The sequence below is a fragment of the Vibrio sp. 10N.222.47.A9 genome (assembly GCF_963872585.1).
Lineage (GTDB): Bacteria > Pseudomonadota > Gammaproteobacteria > Enterobacterales > Vibrionaceae > Vibrio > Vibrio splendidus.
Genome location: NZ_CAWNBB010000055.1, coordinates 1 through 17,688, shown reverse-complemented (window position 1 = coordinate 17,688; position 17,688 = coordinate 1). Strand labels below are relative to the sequence as shown.

Below are 17,688 nucleotides of genomic sequence, written 5' to 3'. Positions count from 1 at the left end.
CATAAGCATTCCTCCCTGCCTATCAGGCAAGGAGGTGGTAGGGAGCACTCCCTTTTCCTCCATCATGACCACGCACATGATAATTTTATCACTCAATAAGGATACTTATTATGAAAAAACGCACCCAGCGCACCCTCCTTGTCGGGCTTGGCGTTGCTGTCTCGACACTTCTTATCACTCAGCCCGCTCTGGCTGCCGATATCTTCGCGTCAGGTAAACAAGCCATGAAAGACTCGGCGGGCAAAGGCTCTGCGGTTGAAACCGCGATGCTGGGGACTGGGCTTGCGGGGGCGGTCGTCACTGGACTGATGAGCCGTAACTGGTTTGCGGCCGTTGGCGGGTTCATTGGCGGCTCAGTCTTGTGGAATGTTGGAGCACCACTCGTCGGCTTAGGCTAAGGAGTCACAATGGAAGACCCTCATCAGTTTTTTTCTATTCCAAAACACATGAACAAAGGTCGTCGCTGGCTCGGGTTCCCAGTTGATGAACTCGTGCCTGCCCTCTGCATTTTTGGCCTCTCATTCTGGCTTAAACACGAAATGATAGGGCTGACGTTCTCGCTGGCTTGGTTTGGGGGATTACGTTACATCAAAGCGCAATACGGTGACAACATCGTTACCCTGTCATTTTATTGGTGGGGGGCTTCCTTTGTCCATCCCACCCTCTTTAAGCGTACCCCCTCAGCCTGTCGTCGTTACTGGATTTTCTAAGGAGACCCTTCATCATGGATCCGTTTGTTAAACGGGATAAGCTGGCCGTCAAAAGCCTCCTCAATCTTTTTTTGAGTGCAGGCTTTCTTGTTATGCTTATCACTAACCTGGTGTTGGGTTACACCAGTTATCAAGCCCTTACCCATCAAAGCCGAACCCTAGTCCCGCCCACCCTCTCTCAAGCCTTTACGGTTTCGGATGGCGCGGTCGATGAACCTTATCTTGAGCAAATGGCGGATTATCTTCTCTACCTGAAACTCAACATCACGCCGGCAAGCGTTGGACGTCAGTTTGGTCAGTTACTTGAATATTTAGACGAGACAAGCTGGTACAACGTTCAACCTAAGCTGCTTCGAGAAGCCACGGTGGTTAAAAAAGATAACATCAGCAGCCAATTTTCTGTCGAGTCGGTCCGAATTTCTCTCGACACTCTCCAAGTACAACTCTACGGGAAACTCCAAAAGCACGTAGGCCAACGCGCACTAGATCCGGAGATGAAGTGGTATCAAGTCAACTTTAGCTATGACCAAGGCGTCATAGGTTTACTCTCCATTGAAGAAGTCGAGGTCAACACCGATGAATCTTTATGAGCAATCATTCACCCCATCGCAGCAATGGCACCCTTATTTTTTATCCATCGCGCTTTGGGTGGTCTTTTTCATCCCCTCTTTTGCCCTGGCTGAAAATGCCGCCATGGTGAGCTATGAGTTTGACGAAGGCGACACGATCCCCTTGTCACTCTCTTCCATTAACGTGAACCGTTTACTGGTCAACAATGACCGTATTATTTCGATCGTCTGCCCGAAAGGGTTTTGCACCTCAACGGGCAACCAAAAAGACGCTTCCGGCTCCATCACCTTAAGAATTAACCTTCCCTTACCGTTTACCGCGCACCTGACGACAGAGAAAGGGCGATTGTTTGCGCTGTTTATTACCCCCAAAGCTACACCATCTTTGGTCACGGAGTTTGTTTGGTCGCAAAATTACAAAGAGCAGCAAAGCCCGATTGAGCAGGCGGCGGATTATCCCGCCGCCATGACAGCGCTCACCAAAGCCATGATACGTTTTGTCCATGATGGCGCTCCCATTGCTGGTTTTAAACGTCACGACGTTGACCCCAAAACCTTACCCAAAGATGAAGCGTCACTGGCCATCATCCCTCAAACGGTCTTCGTGGGCCGTCATTATTCTGGGGTGGTTTATCAGCTCAAAAATCAAAGCCGCAGTGACATGGCGCTGACCACCGCGCAGTTCTACAGCTATTCCGCACGCTCAGCCGCGCTCGATGCCTATCAATTAAAACCTGAGCAAACTACCACGCTCTATCTCATTACTGGAGGAGGCGCCACCCATGCTCGATAAACAAAAAGACGCCTTGGGCCGTTTTAAGAAACGCGTCTTCAAAGACACCGACGGGGACTTTGAAGACGGCGGCACGATCAATGCCGTGACAAGAAAGCGCAATCGCACCATTACGCTCACGGTATTGCTGATATTGACCGCCCTGGCTTTTGTTGTTTGGCGGTTAACACTGTCTCCCCAAGCGCCAAGCAAGGGCATTCAAGATGTCGGATTTGGCGCTGTCGTCACCGATGATTTTACCGACAAAGACAACCAGTCCGCCCTGACGTTTCAACAAGACAAAATCAACCAAATAGAACAAAGCTTAGCGCGGTTTGAAGGCACATTAAGTCGCTTTGGACAAAGCTTAACCTCTGAGTTAGAGAACATTAAAAAGGCCAATGAGCGCGATACAAAATCGCAACTGACAGAGCTTGAGCAGCAGATGCAACAAAAGCTCGATGAAGTTGACGCGCTCAAGGCGCAGCTCGAGACGCAATTAGCCTCAACCCTCAAGGCAGGCGATCCTTCGACTCAACACGGCATCGAGACCAACCAGGGAGACACCTTTGGCCAATACAAACTGCCCCCAAGACCGGCCATTAATAGCAACATGGATAACGCCAAGGTGAATGAGTTCCAGTACCAAGAGCAAGATGATGTGGCCTTTAGTGGTGATGCCTTTGATAGCTTTGAATTTCACTGGCAAGCCAGTGTCGAGGAGAAACAATCCCGTCGCACGACCGATAACTACGTGCCAACCGGCACCTTTGTGACCGCCGTAATTACCGGCGGCGCTGATGCTAATGGGGGCGTCTCTGGACAAGGGGATACCTCACCGATTGTCTTTCAGACAGTCAATCAGGGGGTCTTACCCAACGGTCAGGCCTCTAAATTGAAGGATTGCACGATCACCGGCGCCGTCTACGGTGAGATCTCATCCAGCCGCGGCGTCGCTCGCACCAGTAGAATGAGCTGCATACAACCCAATGGCGATATTCTCGATATCCCCGTCAATGCGACCGTGTTTAACTTTGGTCGCAATGGTATTCGCGGTACCACCATTTTGAAAAACGGTAAGATCGTTCAAATGGCCGGCATTGCGGGGATCTTGCAAGGCGTAGGGGATGCAGGTAAAGCGCTGGCACAAACCACGACACCGACGGCGCTCGGCCCAAGTCAAAGCATCAACAGCGATAAAATTGGCTTGAATCTGCTTGGCGGCGCCACGGAGAGCGTTGGCAGCAAATTGGCGGACTACTACATCAAACTGGCCGAACTCTATCATCCGATAGTGGAAGTCAATCCTGGTGCCATCGTCAATATTGTCTTTTTGGAAGGCTTTCCATTAGATCCATTGCTGGCCGATGAATACGAAACGCGCATGAATGAGCAGCGTGAGCAAGTCTCCAACAGCAATCAGCTCTTGGATGTCATCACCAACGCCTCCTCTTTTCCACCAACCACTCAAACCGCCCCCATCAACCCATTAGCGCAAAAAATCACCCAACAAGGGTTAAGCCGCGTGGGCTTTGGGCGTGAGGAATCACCATGAATAGGCACGCTTTGTTTTCACTATCGATACTCTTAGGTCTGACCGGTTGTAGCGCGGGCTTTGAGAGCGAATACAGTTGCGATCAGGTCGGCGGCGTTTCAGGTTGCGTCACCATGAACGAAGTTCGAGACAACGTATACGGTTATACCGGAGGCAGTGGTAACGCCACGGTCTCTTCTCAAGCGCGTCTCGCCCCACCTTCCGCCTTTACCTTACTGCCAAGGCGCAATCGAGAGGGGGAGCCAGAGCGAAGCCAAGAAGACGTTAAAAAACTCACCGTCTTCCCTTTCATCGACAAAGACAATCACTACATCGATACGATGGATGTTTACTTTGTCTTAGACGATAGCCGTTGGTCTGGGCGCCCTGCGCGCGCGATTTGGAAAGATTGATTAGGAAAAAAAGAAACGAAGCTTAAACATCATTTTTATCATGGGCGCGCGACATTCAGTCTCAGCCTTCTCTCAATGAGGGGGGGAATCCATCAAGCGGTCCAAGATTGTGTCACGCCCCCTAACATTAAAATAGAAAAAGGGGTCCCCCATGTTTTCCTCCTCACGCAGTGGCTTATCCGCCTTATTTCAAGAGGCCAAGCAAGCCCAGAACCACCTTCACCATGAACTGCCGTATCGAGACTACGATCCCATTGAGCGGGTGTTCGACAATACCCACTCTCGCGGTTTTGGCTTTAAAATCAGTGTCCTTGGGGGCGCTAACGACGATTTAATTCAGTCGTTAAGCCACCTCATGGGGGATTTGCCTGCAGGGGATAAATGGGACTATCAAGTGCAGCTGTTTGGTCACAACCGAGTGGCGCACTATCTCGAAGGAAACCAAGCTCTACTCAGTCAGCGAGGCGGTATCTGCCAGAAGCTGGCTAACGATGACGCCATTTACGCCCACTACGCCGCGCAGCACGGTTTTTTACACCGACAAAAAAACAATCGCTTTGATTTGCGCGATTACGACGCGTTCTTTTTTGTCTCCACCACGGAAAAAGACCCACAAGAGCTGCTTGATGCGCGAATGACTCTAGAGACAGGACTGGCGCAGCTTGGTTTTGATTTACTGCCCGTCACGCCTGAGATGTTGCTGACCGATGTGAGTGATATCTTAAACTTTGATAAACGCCAAGACCGGCCAAAGGAAAAAGGCTACAACCCGTTAGAGCCTTTGAACCTGCAAGCCCTCTCTCCCGATACCGAAGCGTTAACGCATCGTGGTCATATCGCCACCCGTCATACCAATGACCAAGGGGAGGAGGTGCGTACACGGCTGGTCAATTTGGGACTTTCTCGTCTGCCTGGGGATTATCGCTTGTACGCCTTACCTGAGGCCTTTTCTTCTCTTCGCAACGTTTCTCGTAATATCACTTGCCCTCACCGCGTCACGTTGAGCTTTCGTAATGAGCCAACCGGTAAGCAAAATGCGGATAACGATAATAAGATAAAAGACTTAACCAAGACGGTGAACAGCCAAATGGCGCTGCTGGCTCCAACGGCGGAAGATGAGCTCAAAGAGCGAAAAGCCCTACAAAAAGGTCTGTTGTCTAAAGAGTTTACCATTGCGTCTATGGTCCTCACGGTCTCCCTGTTTACCGATAAGACCCACCAGAAAAAAGACACCCAAGCGGCGAAGGAGTCATTCAGCCATGCTGGCCTTGATATCATTCCCCTGAAAATGAATCAGCCGCAAGCGCTGCTTTCAACGTTGCCTTTTATGATGAGCGAAGGGTTGTGGGGCGATTGTAAAAAAGCCGGCCGAGTTCGCACGTTAAAAAGCTCTAATCTGGTGAACCTCTTCCCTCTCATCATGGATTTTTGTCAGTTAAAAGGCGGCGTATTGCTGCCCACGATGCGCCAGCAAATTTCTTTCTTTAACCCTTTCACCTGTGGCAGTGATAACCAAAATATCGCACTGACTGGCGGCTCAGGCGCAGGGAAAAGCTTTCTGGTTCAAGAGATTGCCGAAACGGTTTACGCCATGGGCGGTAAAGTGTGGATCCTCGATAAAGGGGCCAGCTATAAAAAATTGACGCTCAGCCTTGGGGGGACGTACATGACGCACGCCAACATCTTCTTAAATCCCTTCACGCATTTAGGCGCCATGCAAAGTGCTGAGTTTGAGTTTGTGGATGATGACGGTAGACCGGTCGACCCCATGATGGAAGCGCTCGATAATATTACGGCGTTGTTTGCCACCATCGCGTCACCCTACGTCCCACTGACGGCGTTTCAACAAAGCGTCTTAGGCGATGCGATAGTGACGGCATGGGAGCGTAAAGGTAATCAAGCCTTGGTGGATGATGTCAGAGACGCCTTGATTGAGATTGCTGGAGAAGAAAGCGACCGACGCATCAAAGACATTGCGGTGCAACTGAAAAAGTTCTGCACCGACGGCATGTACAAAGATGTGTTCAACAAGCCCTCCATGCTCGACCCCAGTGTGGAAATCACCACGCTGGAGCTGGATGGGTTTCCGCCTGCTGTGCTCAGACCCGTGATTTTTGCGTTGATGGTGTCGATTAACCAGCAGATGTACCTGGCTGGCTCTCGCTCTACCCCAAAGCTGTGCATCATTGAAGAAGCCTGGAGCCTCCTCTCTGGGACAAACGAGCAAGCGAGGGAGTTCATCAACACCGGTTATCGCACCGCCCGTAAGTTCGGCGGCGCTTTTTGTACAGTGACTCAAGGGATTGAAGACTTCTTTAGCAACGAGGAAGCAAAAGCCTGCTACAACAACTCCGATATCCACATCATTCTTCGTCAAGGGGAAGGGTTTGATGAGTATCTGATCCAAAACCCGGATGCCTTCTCACCGTTTGAGCAGCGCCTCATTAAAAGTTTCGCTCCGTCTGCCGAAGCGGGATACAGCAGTGCGCGCATCAAAGCGGGTGGCCATGTCACCTATCACCGCTTTTTCGCCTCTCCGGTGAAACGCGCCATGTTCTCAACCGAGCCTAAGGAGTTTGAGTATTGTGAAAATCTTTATAAACAAGGCCACTCACTGGAGCGCGCCATTGAGCAAACCTCCAGGCACTTTTATGGCAAAGACATTGACGCCTTTAATCAAGCCATTGGGGCGAGCGCTTAAATCCCCCCTTTTTCTTTTGGTCGCTGGACTGGCAACGACAAATGCCGCTGGAAAGAACTTGGGCCAAGTGGCCCCTATCTTCCCCATCGGTGAGATTGACATGCTGGAGTGGATTGACCAAAGACTGAAAGGGTTTGAGGCCAGTGGTCAATTAGCGGACATGCAAAACGAGTTCACGGAGCGTGCCAAGCAAAGCATTGAAAACCCACCGCCCGTTGCAGGCTTAACCACCACGATCAACCCCCGCACCTTTTACGTTGACCCAAGCATCACCCTCCCTAAAGACATTATCGCCCCCACTACAGGAGCCGTGATTGCCAAAGCGGGCACCAGAGTGAACCCCTTTGAACCCCGCACTTGGCCAAAGGTCGACGGTCAAAACGTTCTACCACGATTTGAGTTAAGTAAGGTGCTGGTCTTTTTTGATGCCAGAGACGCGCAGCAACGAAGGTTCGCTAGCGAGTATCAAAACGCCAAGCCAATCAAGTGGGTACTGACAGGAGGCAGCCCGAATAAAATGGCGACCTTATTGGACGCAAGAATGTATTTTGCGCAGCAAGGCCACTTAACCCAATCGCTTAACATTACTCACGTCCCAGCGATTGCCTACCAAGAAGGCACGCGCTGGCGCATCGATGAGGTGAACGTATCGGGTTTGCACCCCTTGGCGATAGAGCAATAACAATGACATCGCATTGGAAGTGCGCACCTCCCTTGATCATGCTTCCAGTATGACGCTTTTTTCTCTTAACCAAGCTCGCTTTTGGCGGCGATAATGGGGCGAAGCCTCTTGTCGAGACAAAAGGAGTACCACGCTCGGCGTGGAAAAAGGACACCCCATGACACAACGACACTTTCGTTTACTGTTGTGCTGCCTATTGGTTTTTATTGCCCCATCAACCCTAGCAGCCAGTGCGGCGTGTAAAAGCCGTTTTATTAACCCCATGACCGATATTTGTTGGGATTGCTTGTTTCCGATGACGATAGGCTCAGCCACCGTCATGCCCTCTAAGTACCCCGATACGCCCAATCCCACACTGCCTATCTCTTATTGCCCTAAACCACCGCCTATCTTTGTGCAAATAGGCATCAACATTGGCTATTGGGAGCCTTATGCCTTAACCGATATCACGCGCGTCCCTTACTGTATGGTGAACATGGGCGTGCAAATGTCCGGCGCTAACACTCAGCGTATCGGTGGGCGCGTGACCGCCCGTGAGAGTGACAGCAGTGACGGAGGCTTTTATCACGCCCATTGGTATAAGTACCCCGTCATTTATTGGCTGCAACTGATGCAATCCACCGCCTGCATGGCCACGGACGTTTTTGATGTGGCCTACATGACGGAAATTGACCCACTTTGGGACGACGATGAGTTATCCCTCATTCTCAATCCCGAAGCGTTACTGTTTGGTAACTTGGTTGCGCAGCTTGCTTGCGTGCCCGAAGCCCTGTTGACCTCCACTAACGCTGCCTTACCTATTGATGCTTTATTTTGGTGTTTAGGCTCACAGGGCAGTGCCTATCCGCTCACCGGCACCACCAACTATCGAGACACGCCCATCCAGGCGGCGACACTCTTGATGGAAAAGCTGAACTACAAACTGCACCGGCAAGGGATCATCTGGGAGACGCGCGGCGAAGATGGCGCGATTTGTTATCAATATCCCGATCCTATTTTGCCAAAATCTCGTTATCGGTATCAAATGTCGGGACCTATTCCCGATGCCGCCTGGTGTCACCCGTACACCACGACAACCACACTCTGGGAAGCCGGCCATGACAACCCGGTGACAGGGGATAACTTTGGTTTTGTACAATGGCGAAAGCGCAACTGTGTCTTTTTATAAGGTGACGCGATGATGCCCATTCTTCCCCACAAAAATGAAACGGACCTATTTATTGCCAGTCACCCTGACTCCCTTACCGATTTTTTAAAAACAGAGCTCGCCAACAACAAGCACATTTACTGCTGTTTCCCGCTCTCGCAGTTTTGCTTCTCGTTTTGTCGCGATCTCAAGGCTCGTAAGGTGCTGTCAATCAGCTTCCAAAACGCTCACACCCTCTACCCACCCTTTCAGCGGCCATAAAGAAGAGGTTACTATGACCATTCCATCTTTTGAGAGCGCCTTTGGACGCTCTCTTGTTTTTCTGTGTTTTTTTATTGCGTTACCCACCCAGGCTTACACTGAGCAAGAGCTCAAAGCTTTTGCCAAGCTTGAGCAAAAAATGACTCAACAACCGGAGGCGGCGAAGACGTGGCCTACGGACGACATACAAAATAAAGCCCAGGCTTATCGAGAAGAAGCGCTGACTCTCAGCCGCAAGGTTCAAGATTTGATAAAAGAGGAGAGCCTGTCCCCCTTATTGGGGCGACAAAAGCCCACGCGCCACCCTGACCAAGCCCCAAAAGGGGTAATGGTGTTTGTTTCACTCACCATGCCCAAGACCGCGCTCAAACAGCTTCTGATGCAAAGTGAGCACTTAGGCGTGCCACTGGTGATACGCGGTGTCTTACCTGAAGGTTTTCCGGCCACTGCCAAGCGGATCGAGGCCTTGATACGCTCCCCCAATAAGGCGCCCATTCAAAGCGGCTTTTCCATCAGCCCTGATTGGTTTAAGCAATTTGATATTCATCGCGTACCGGCCTTTGTTTCGGTCAAACAAAACCGTTGCTTACCTAAGCAGCCTTGCAAAGCCAGTGACTACGACATCCTTTACGGCAACATTTCACTTTACCAAGCTCTGGATTACCTCGCGGCCGGGGATGCGCAGCAAAACATCCACCCACTGTTGCGCACGCTCTATGCCCAATAACCCTCTCTCACCCCAACTTTTGATGAGGTGCTCCTTATGCGCATTGACCTCTGGGCTGCGCTCACGCTCAGTTTTTTATCTACTCTCGCTCTTGCCAGCGAACAACACACCTTTACCGAGAGCGTCAATTGGGCGAAGCAAACGGCAAACCAAGCTCTCACGCCTCATGCGCTTCCACTCAATGTCGATGACTATTGCAAAGACGCCACGTGTCGAAAAGAGATCCGCAGTCCAAAAGAGTCAAGACTGTCAGACAGTGATATCAATGCACAAAAAGGGACAGAGTTTGTGACCAATGGATTGGCTCAAGACATCAACACCCATTTTAATAAAGGGCGCCCCGATGTTAAAAGCGACCCAGCGATGCGCTTTGCCTTACTTGGCCAAGAGAATGCGTATGAAATCACTCACGGCCTCTCAAATGCCTATGTGGATTGTGATAGCGGCTCCCAGTGCCTTATCGAACACATTCCTAAACAGTGTCATCGTCCAACGAATAACAATGTGCCTTGTACAAAAGTCCCCTTTGCCTCCGTGAGCACCGGTGAGGTGAGCTACCGCTGTCCATCCGGTTGGACACAACAAGGGAGGGATTGCCAACACCCCCTCCCACAATGCCGATACAATAATGACAATTACGTGAGGCAATCAGGGACTAGAAGAGGTTTTTCGGGATCAGAAACCACGTATTTTTGGGATGGAAAGATAGTCTCTCCCAACCAAGGCTACACGCTTGGCGATTTAAAATATACCATCAACTTAAACTGGCAATGGAGCGCATACTGGCATAAACGCTACGAGATTTGTCGACCCACCACACAAACGAAAAAAGCCACCTTGAGCTGCTCAAACGGATTCTCCTTATCCGGAGGGAACTGCATCAAAAACACCATGACCTGGCGAACACAATGCCGCCTGATGAACTCGTGCAAGATCACTCGCCAGCAATGTATTGAAGGTCGAGCCACCCGCACCATTAATGGCATTCCCACCACGCTCAATTGTTGGAAATATCGGATAGACCATCATTGTGACCGCCCTAATACCTGCGCAAACCTCCCGAAAGACTGTACGACTCAAACTCAACATTGCAGCCTTAAGCAAAATGGGGTGTGCATCGAGCAAGAGGTCACAAAGCGTTGTGCTGAGAAGACATGCCGAGCCACTGATCTGCAATGTGGGGAGCACTCCTTCTGTCTTGACGGGGAGTGTTACGAGGAGGCGCCCAAATTGAATAACAATTTTGATAAGTCCGTTGCGGCACTGGCAGGGCTTGCCGAAGCCGTGAAAGACATCGGCGACCCACCCAAAATATTCACGGGAAAGCCGATGAAGTGCAGTAAGAAACTCGCGGGCTTCAACGATTGTTGTAAAGACTCAGGATGGGGGCAAGGATTGGGAGCGAAATGCAGCGAAGCGGAAGAAGCGCTGGGGGAAGCCAAAGAGAAAGGCTTAACCCTGTACGTGGGGCAATACTGCGCCAAGAAAGTGCTGGGTGTCTGCACCCGTAAAAAGCGCAGTTACTGCGTTTACGACAACAAGCTGGCCAAAATCATCCAAGAGCAAGGGTCTCTTCAGCAACTGGGTAAACGGTTAGGCAGTGCTAAAAATCCCACCTGCGCCGCCATTACGCCCGAAGAACTGGGTCAAATCAATTTTGAATACATTGATTTTAAAGAGTTCTACCCGGAAATGCGTGCCAACACCAACCTCCCCAACTTTGATGAAATCAAGAAACGACTTCAAAGTGCCACGGGCGGATAACCGCCTCCACGGAATCAAGGTCTATGATGATGAAAAAACCTCTGCTTTGCGTCATTACCCTAGCGCTGCTGACTCACCTCCATCCAGCTCTTGCTCAAGAAACCCCTCCTGGGTGGCGCTGGTACAACGAGCCAAAGGCAATGCCCGTAACGCCCAAACCTAAGCCGCTACCAAGCAACACTCAAACCACCGTATCAAGCCCTAAAACGTTATCGGCGACCGAACAGATGGCCTGGTTTCACTCTGTGCATATTGAAGCGCAAAACGACGCGGCCATTCATCCCAAAGATAAAGACAAGCTCGCGAAGTTTTTAGCGTTAAATCATTTTATCACGGACCAAACCGACCAATTAGGCATGACCTTTAAAGCGCTGCTGCTCGAAAGACCTGAGTTCTCTTACACCAAAGACCATCCGACAGAGCAAGCGGCAAGACAGGTGTATTTAGCACTGGAGGATAAGAAGAAGACCGACGCGGTTGAAAAGATGAAACAAGACGGATGGGGCTTTTTCTTTGTTTATGAAGGAAAAGATGCGCTAAGCCAGCAACTCGCCCCGTCCATTCAAGCGTTTGCTGACCAATACCATTTTGAGCTCCTTGGGATCAGTAATGATGAAACCTTCATCACTCACCTCAAAGAAAACCGCCACAACCAGGGAAAAGTCACGGTGCCTTTTACGCCCGCCTTGATTTTGGTGCATCCAAGCACTGGAGAGATGAAGCCACTGGCGTACGGCTGGATAAGCCAAAATGATTTAATTGGGCGCTTTTACAACGTCGCCACCCACTTTGAGCAATCGGATTTTTAAAGCCACTCAATCCATGTAAAACCACCCAAACGTAAGGAGGCGCTATGCCATTTCTTCGTACCCTTGTGCTTGCTTTTTTGATTCATGCCGCCAGCGCACACGCTGCCATGCAAAACCAATATGCCCTAGTGTTCTTTTTTGAAAGCACCTGCCCGTACTGCCATAAGACCGCCCCTAAAATCACTCGTCTTGGCGAGCGATTTCAATTGCCGGTTTACGCCTTCTCTGTTGATGGGCCGGGCCTTCCAGGGTTTGAGGTCCCTATCCCTGTCACACCAGAGATAGGCAAGACCTTTTTCCCAGGCCAGGGAAAAACGGTCATGCCTGCGACCTTCTTAATGAACGTGAACAGCCGTAAGTTCTCACGTCTGAGCATTGGAGACGTACCAGAAAGCACGCTTGCCCAAAGCATTCAGAACGCCCTTAACGATCCGCGAGTGCAGGAGGCTCTCCAATGAAGCGCTCACTTTTCCACCACTTGTCCACCGTTGCGGTGAATAAGCGAGTTATTCCTTTATTTCTCATCAGCTTATCAGGCGTAAGTCACGCCGACACCAACCACTCGCTGGCCCGCTTTTTTGATAACTCAGGGTACAACGCCAACGTCTCAACCCCGACGGCTTACCAAGGGCAATCGGCCAACTACTACACCGGTGGCAGTTTGTTTGTGCGTAATCAAATTGTCGATGCACAGTTGGTCAGCGTCACTGTCCCCTCCATCAGTACCGGGTGCACTGGCATTGATATGTTTATGGGGGGATTTTCACACATCAGCTCAGACCAACTGGTGAAACTGGGCAAAGCCATTATTCATAATGCCCCTCCTTTTATTGTCAACTTAGCCCTGCAAACCTGGGCACCGCAGCTCAAGCAAAATCTGGATAATCTCCAAGCCAGGCTCGACAAATATCTCAATCAATCGGTGAACTCTTGTGAAGCCGCGCAAGCGTCCATCGGTAGACTGGCCGCCTTTGCCGCTCCTGCTACCAAAAAGCATGTCTGCGCGACGCTTGGTACACAAAACAACGCCTTCTCAGATTGGGTTCAAGGGCAGCAGGAATGTGGCGCAGGAGGCAAAGCAGCGGGTCAGCTAAAGGACGCCAAAAAGGATCCAGCCCTGAAAGACATGACCCAAACCAATCACAACGTGGTCTGGTCTGCGATCATGAATAACGCTTTTTTGTCCTCCGACAAAAATCTAGCGCAATTCATGATGAGTTTGTCAGGCTCTTACGTGTACGACAAAGACGGCAATCCGCGTTATTACCCTAGCCTTTTGACCGACAACAACAACCTCGTCAACGTGCTGCTCGAAGGGGGCAAGGCTGACGTTTATCAGTGTCGCAAAACAGACCCAGATGCGTGCATTACCATTACCAAGCGCAATAACTTATCCATAAGTCAAACTAACGGCATACAAAACCAGATACGCAAACAACTGGAATCGATACTGCAAAAGATAGCCACCGACCAAAGACTCACGCGTCAACAAGAGGGTTTTCTGGAGCTGATTCAAACGCCGGTACTCAAGTTCTTTATTGACGACTTATCCGCCAATCAAACCCCCGATACCAGCAACTACTCGCGAATGATAGCGGTGGAGCTGCTTAATCAGTACCTCGTGAGCATGTTAAATGTTGCCCGCCAATCCTTGGCCAACACCAACAACAGCCAGGATGACATCGCCCTCATCACTCGTGATATCGATAACGCCAAACGCTTTACCGCGGGGCTGGCTGAGAACGCCATTGAGGCGCTCAACAACCGCAATCAACTGATTGACTCGCAAAGAAAGACCACGCAGCAAAGCACAAAAGAAATCAGCACGACCACCAAACCTACCCCGGCTTATGGGAACTGACCTATGATACTCGAATATTACACTTACACTTCCGGCGAAGTGGTCAACAAAGCCTTTAATGCGCTGGCCACTTTTTTTAGAACCAATACCTTTGGGGATTACTTACAGATGTGCATGATGCTGGGGCTTATCACCAGTTTGTTTATCTTCATGCTGTCACGTAACCCCAAAGACCTCATCAAATGGATGGTGGTGTTCTTTGCCGTACCCCTGTTTCTTATCAACATGAAAGCCGACATGCTCATCATTGATAAGACGCAACCGGGTAAGGCTTACAAGGTGGATAATGTCCCTTACCTCGTGGCCGTGCCTACTTACTTTTTCTCTTCTATCATGGTGGGGATGGCCGAAGGTGTGGAAGGCATTTTCACCACCTCCGACGATGAGCGTTATGGTCGTACTGGGATGTTGTTTGGCTCTGAGCTGTATCAGCTCTCAAGACAATCCAGGATTAATGAGCTGGCGCTGCAAAAACTCTGGCGAGACTACTTTCATAACTGCATGATTGGGGATGTGAGAATCAATGGGAAATACACCTGGGATGAACTCTTTACCGCCCCTGATATTTTTGCCTTTTTAGACGGCGTTAGGCAAAGCCCGTTGCGCGCCCTTTATCTTGATGAAGGCGGCGGCCGAAGCACCTACAAGCGATGTGAAGAAGCTTACCCTATCATCAAGCAGCGCTTTGATGATGCCGCCAATAAAAACATGAGCTTGTTAGCGCATCAATTGCTTGGCAAAGACGCGGACCGTTATAAGCCGCAAGTGGTGCAGTCACTCACCCGCAGCTACGACAAATTTTTTAGAATGAGTACCAGCGCGTCCAGCACCATCAAACAAAACATGCTGATGAACGAGCTACGCTACAACCTTGATAGCCTTGACCCAACGCAAGCTGCGCTCAATTACGCTTATACCACCAATAAACTGCAAACCACCTCAATGTGGGCGTCATTAGGTTTGATGGCAAGAGAATACTTGCCGATGCTCCATACGATGATGTTTATGTTGTTCGCGTGCCTAGGCTTCTTTGTTGCAGGTGCCGCGGTCATTCCTGGCTTGACCATGATGGTGTTAAAAAACTATTTTGGGACGTTTGCCTTTTTGGCCACCTGGCCAGCCTTGTTTGCCATCATCAACGGCTTTCAGCTTTGGGGATTGGAATCTCTGTCTACGGATGTCTCGGGTAAGTTCGGAGGGCTCGTCCTCTCCAACGCGAACGCCGCGGATGAGCTTCACAGCCGCTTCGCCTGGATCACGGGTATATTGATGATAGGCGTCCCTATGATAGCCAAAGGCATTTTAAAAGGCGGTCAAGAAGTCATGTCGAGCATGAACTACCAGCTCTCGAGCATGATTAACTCGACCAATGCCAGAGCGAGCGCGGCAGCGTCCACGGGTAATCTGGATTTTGGCAGTATGCAGATTGACAACCACAGCATGAACAACACCCATGCCAATAAGTTTGATACCAATACCCTCGCCAACCAAGGTCACAGCTACACCCAAAACCCAGACGGCTCGGTGACCACACAACACGGAGATGGGCGCACCACCTACGACAGCTCACAAACCACCAGTCGCGGCAACATCAGCGCCAATACGCAAAGCATGCTGCAAGAGAGTGTGGCGAATGCCCGCAATCAAACGCAGCAAAACCTTGCTCAAACTAGCACCCAACTGGCTCAAACCCTCCAAGGAGGCGCGGCGCTGAGCGACCGCTGGCATGATAGTGTGGGTAAAAACCTGGCTTACAGTGAAGGCAGCACCAGTGGCTTTAATACTCAAGTCAGCCAAGGTATGAATGACATGCAAACGGCGGTTGACAGCGTGATTCAACAAACGGGTTGGACGAAAGACCAATCAAAAGCTTACCTGCAAAGTGTCTATGGCGGCTTCGAGGGCGGCGTAGGCACCGGTAAAGGGGCATCGCCATTCAATTTGGGCGCCAGTGGCGGCGTGAAATGGTCTGATGATGAACGTACGGCTTACAGCAATATGAATGCCGAGCAAAAGCAGCAGCTTGAGCAAGCCACGCAGCAATACACCGAAGGGGCCAATGCCGTGACCAGTGCCGGCACGCAGGTGGACAATAAAGACACCCGAACGTCGGTTGAGCAGTTTGCGCATGATTTTGCGATTAACGCCAGCAACACCAAGTCTCTTGGTGCAAGTGCATTGCAAAGCCAATCGGACTTGAACGCCCTCTCGAATACTCAAACGCGCCTAGACTCTGGCAGTGCCAGCTTTACGGCCAATTCTATTCAAGGCTTCCAGAATTACTTGGAAAAAGACATAGGATTAAACCAACCAGACGTTCAACGTCTAATGACCGCTTACCAACCGGAAGATATTGCTGAGGCGAAAGAACGCTGGCAAAAATTTACTCGCACTGAAGCGTTCGCCACCATGGCGGGACTCGATGGTGACACGGCGAAGATTGTGGCAACAATGGAGAAAGCGCATGAAACCACCACCCCAACCCAACAACCAGAACTGACACCCGAGCAAAACAACACGATGGAGAAAGGATGGGCTAGTACCGTCGATACCGTGGCACACACCCGCACCGAGATGCTGCATACCAAGGGAACGGGCGGACTCTTTAATCAAGCGCGCTTTGATGGGGTTACCGATGATGTAAAACTTCAACAAGAGGAAGCGCAGAAACCCATCATCAAACCTGAGCCGATGATTGAAATGACCGTCAAGTCGCAGGTAGAAAAGGAGATCACTAGACCCGAAAGGACGGAATACGTCACCTCCGACCAAGCCTATCCTGCGGTGCCAAGATACACACAAAACTCGAAAGAATAATACTTAACTAGGTGCATAAAAAAGAACTTTATGCACCGCCTAAATACTGGTATTATGATCAGGTATCTAAAGGGAGAATGACCATGAAAACAGTCTTACCATTGCTACTGCTTACCTGTGCGAGCGTGCAAGCTCAACCCCACTCTCCTGAGCTCACTCAACTGCTGAGCGAGATACACGAGCAGTACAATAGTCCCACGCTGATGAACATAGATAAGAAAGATATGGCAGACATCACCAAACTGCCTTACTTCTTGCAGCACATAGATGAAACGGACACCGTGGAGTCCATACGCTTAAACGCCTACCTACAAGGTTTGCATACTGCGTATTTTGACAATGCCTATAATCAAAAACGACTAGGGGGTGGCAGTTGGTTCTGTATGCGCGATACAATGGCGCTCGATCCAAGGCGCCACCCTGAGTTCCTTGAAGATATGATCTGGATGGTACTTGAGAAAACCGCCAAAAACGATCCGCAGAAGTTCAGACGAGCAAACTATGCAGGGTCCTTCGGCGTTGATATTTCAATGATTATTAACTACGGCTTACAAACCGAATACCCTTGCTACAGCCCTATCCCTAAATCGTTACAATTTAACGGCTGGAAATATTAGTCTCGGCATAGGATATCCATCGAGAGTGAATGTAATTTCAGGTATAAGGCCAGTACGAGAGAGTAGGAACGGGTTAAATGTCTTTATTCTAGACTAGGTATTCATTGGCCGCTGCTTGGGCACAAAAACGTTCCTTTAACCCCTTATATAGCCCAAGAAAGTATTACGTTCCTGTTTCCATGAGTAGCAAGCAATAAAGTATCCTCTTAAAATGGCAGCGATCGCATCGGTACGCTGCTATTCGTTCTAATGAATCATTAGAGTAGTAGCTCTAGCTCATTTCTGCCCCAAAGTTCGTTAGAGC

16 protein-coding genes are annotated in these 17,688 nt (G+C 50.2%); all 16 read left to right on the top strand.

From position 1 onward, the window contains the following. The first annotated feature begins 110 nt into the window (after positions 1–110). The 16 genes from traA to AACT19_RS17790 all read left to right on the top strand — a co-directional run bounded on the left by traA (position 111) and on the right by AACT19_RS17790 (position 17,384). Positions 111–398 (top strand): type IV conjugative transfer system pilin TraA, encoded by a 288-nt coding sequence (gene traA, locus AACT19_RS17865; RefSeq protein ID WP_016800088.1) that lies wholly within the window; start codon positions 111–113, stop codon positions 396–398. Between the two features lie 9 nt (positions 399–407). After that, entirely contained in the window at positions 408–710 is a 303-nt protein-coding gene (traL, locus tag AACT19_RS17860) for a type IV conjugative transfer system protein TraL (RefSeq protein WP_076647809.1), read from the top strand. Positions 711–724: 14 nt separating this feature from the next. Continuing rightward, positions 725–1,300 carry a type IV conjugative transfer system protein TraE gene (traE, locus tag AACT19_RS17855; protein ID WP_057623490.1) on the top strand — a complete coding sequence of 192 codons (576 nt, stop codon included), beginning with the start codon at positions 725–727 and terminating at the stop codon, positions 1,298–1,300. Further along, positions 1,287–2,072 (top strand): type-F conjugative transfer system secretin TraK, encoded by a 786-nt coding sequence (gene traK, locus AACT19_RS17850; protein ID WP_083717894.1) that lies wholly within the window; start codon positions 1,287–1,289, stop codon positions 2,070–2,072. The genes traE and traK overlap by 14 nt, the downstream gene beginning before the upstream one ends. Next, a complete protein-coding gene (locus AACT19_RS17845; RefSeq protein ID WP_076647806.1) occupies positions 2,062–3,606 on the top strand; it encodes a TrbI/VirB10 family protein in 1,545 nt (514 codons plus the stop codon). Before traK ends, AACT19_RS17845 begins: the two co-directional genes overlap by 11 nt. After that, a complete protein-coding gene (gene traV / locus AACT19_RS17840; RefSeq protein ID WP_016800093.1) occupies positions 3,603–3,998 on the top strand; it encodes a type IV conjugative transfer system lipoprotein TraV in 396 nt (131 codons plus the stop codon). Before AACT19_RS17845 ends, traV begins: the two co-directional genes overlap by 4 nt. A 151-nt stretch (positions 3,999–4,149) precedes the next feature. Continuing rightward, on the top strand, positions 4,150–6,699 hold the full coding sequence (traC, locus tag AACT19_RS17835) for a type IV secretion system protein TraC (RefSeq protein ID WP_076647803.1): 2,550 nt from the start codon (positions 4,150–4,152) through the stop codon (positions 6,697–6,699). Next, positions 6,650–7,381, top strand: a complete 732-nt coding sequence (traW, locus tag AACT19_RS17830) for a type-F conjugative transfer system protein TraW (protein ID WP_076647800.1) — start codon at positions 6,650–6,652, stop codon at positions 7,379–7,381. The genes traC and traW overlap by 50 nt, the downstream gene beginning before the upstream one ends. A 157-nt stretch (positions 7,382–7,538) precedes the next feature. After that, positions 7,539–8,549, top strand: a complete 1,011-nt coding sequence (gene traU / locus AACT19_RS17825) for a conjugal transfer pilus assembly protein TraU (RefSeq protein WP_016800096.1) — start codon at positions 7,539–7,541, stop codon at positions 8,547–8,549. A gap of 253 nt (positions 8,550–8,802) precedes the next feature. Then, positions 8,803–9,516: a type-F conjugative transfer system pilin assembly protein TrbC gene (gene trbC, locus AACT19_RS17820; protein WP_076647794.1), complete on the top strand. Its 714-nt coding sequence runs from the start codon at positions 8,803–8,805 to the stop codon at positions 9,514–9,516. 36 nt (positions 9,517–9,552) lie between these two features. Next, the gene (gene traN, locus AACT19_RS17815; protein ID WP_076647791.1) at positions 9,553–11,280 is read left to right on the top strand and encodes a type-F conjugative transfer system mating-pair stabilization protein TraN; all 1,728 of its coding nucleotides are present in this window, start codon (positions 9,553–9,555) and stop codon (positions 11,278–11,280) included. Between the two features lie 23 nt (positions 11,281–11,303). Further along, positions 11,304–12,089 (top strand): type-F conjugative transfer system pilin assembly protein TraF, encoded by a 786-nt coding sequence (gene traF, locus AACT19_RS17810; RefSeq protein WP_083717893.1) that lies wholly within the window; start codon positions 11,304–11,306, stop codon positions 12,087–12,089. A 44-nt stretch (positions 12,090–12,133) separates the two neighbouring features. After that, a complete protein-coding gene (gene trbB / locus AACT19_RS17805) occupies positions 12,134–12,547 on the top strand; it encodes a type-F conjugative transfer system pilin assembly thiol-disulfide isomerase TrbB (protein WP_016800100.1) in 414 nt (137 codons plus the stop codon). Beyond that, positions 12,544–13,950 (top strand): conjugal transfer protein TraH, encoded by a 1,407-nt coding sequence (locus AACT19_RS17800; protein ID WP_076647789.1) that lies wholly within the window; start codon positions 12,544–12,546, stop codon positions 13,948–13,950. The genes trbB and AACT19_RS17800 overlap by 4 nt, the downstream gene beginning before the upstream one ends. A gap of 3 nt (positions 13,951–13,953) precedes the next feature. Continuing rightward, positions 13,954–16,767: a conjugal transfer mating-pair stabilization protein TraG gene (traG, locus tag AACT19_RS17795; RefSeq protein ID WP_076647787.1), complete on the top strand. Its 2,814-nt coding sequence runs from the start codon at positions 13,954–13,956 to the stop codon at positions 16,765–16,767. A gap of 83 nt (positions 16,768–16,850) precedes the next feature. Next, the gene (locus AACT19_RS17790) at positions 16,851–17,384 is read left to right on the top strand and encodes a hypothetical protein (RefSeq protein WP_076647784.1); all 534 of its coding nucleotides are present in this window, start codon (positions 16,851–16,853) and stop codon (positions 17,382–17,384) included. Positions 17,385–17,688 lie beyond the last annotated feature (304 nt).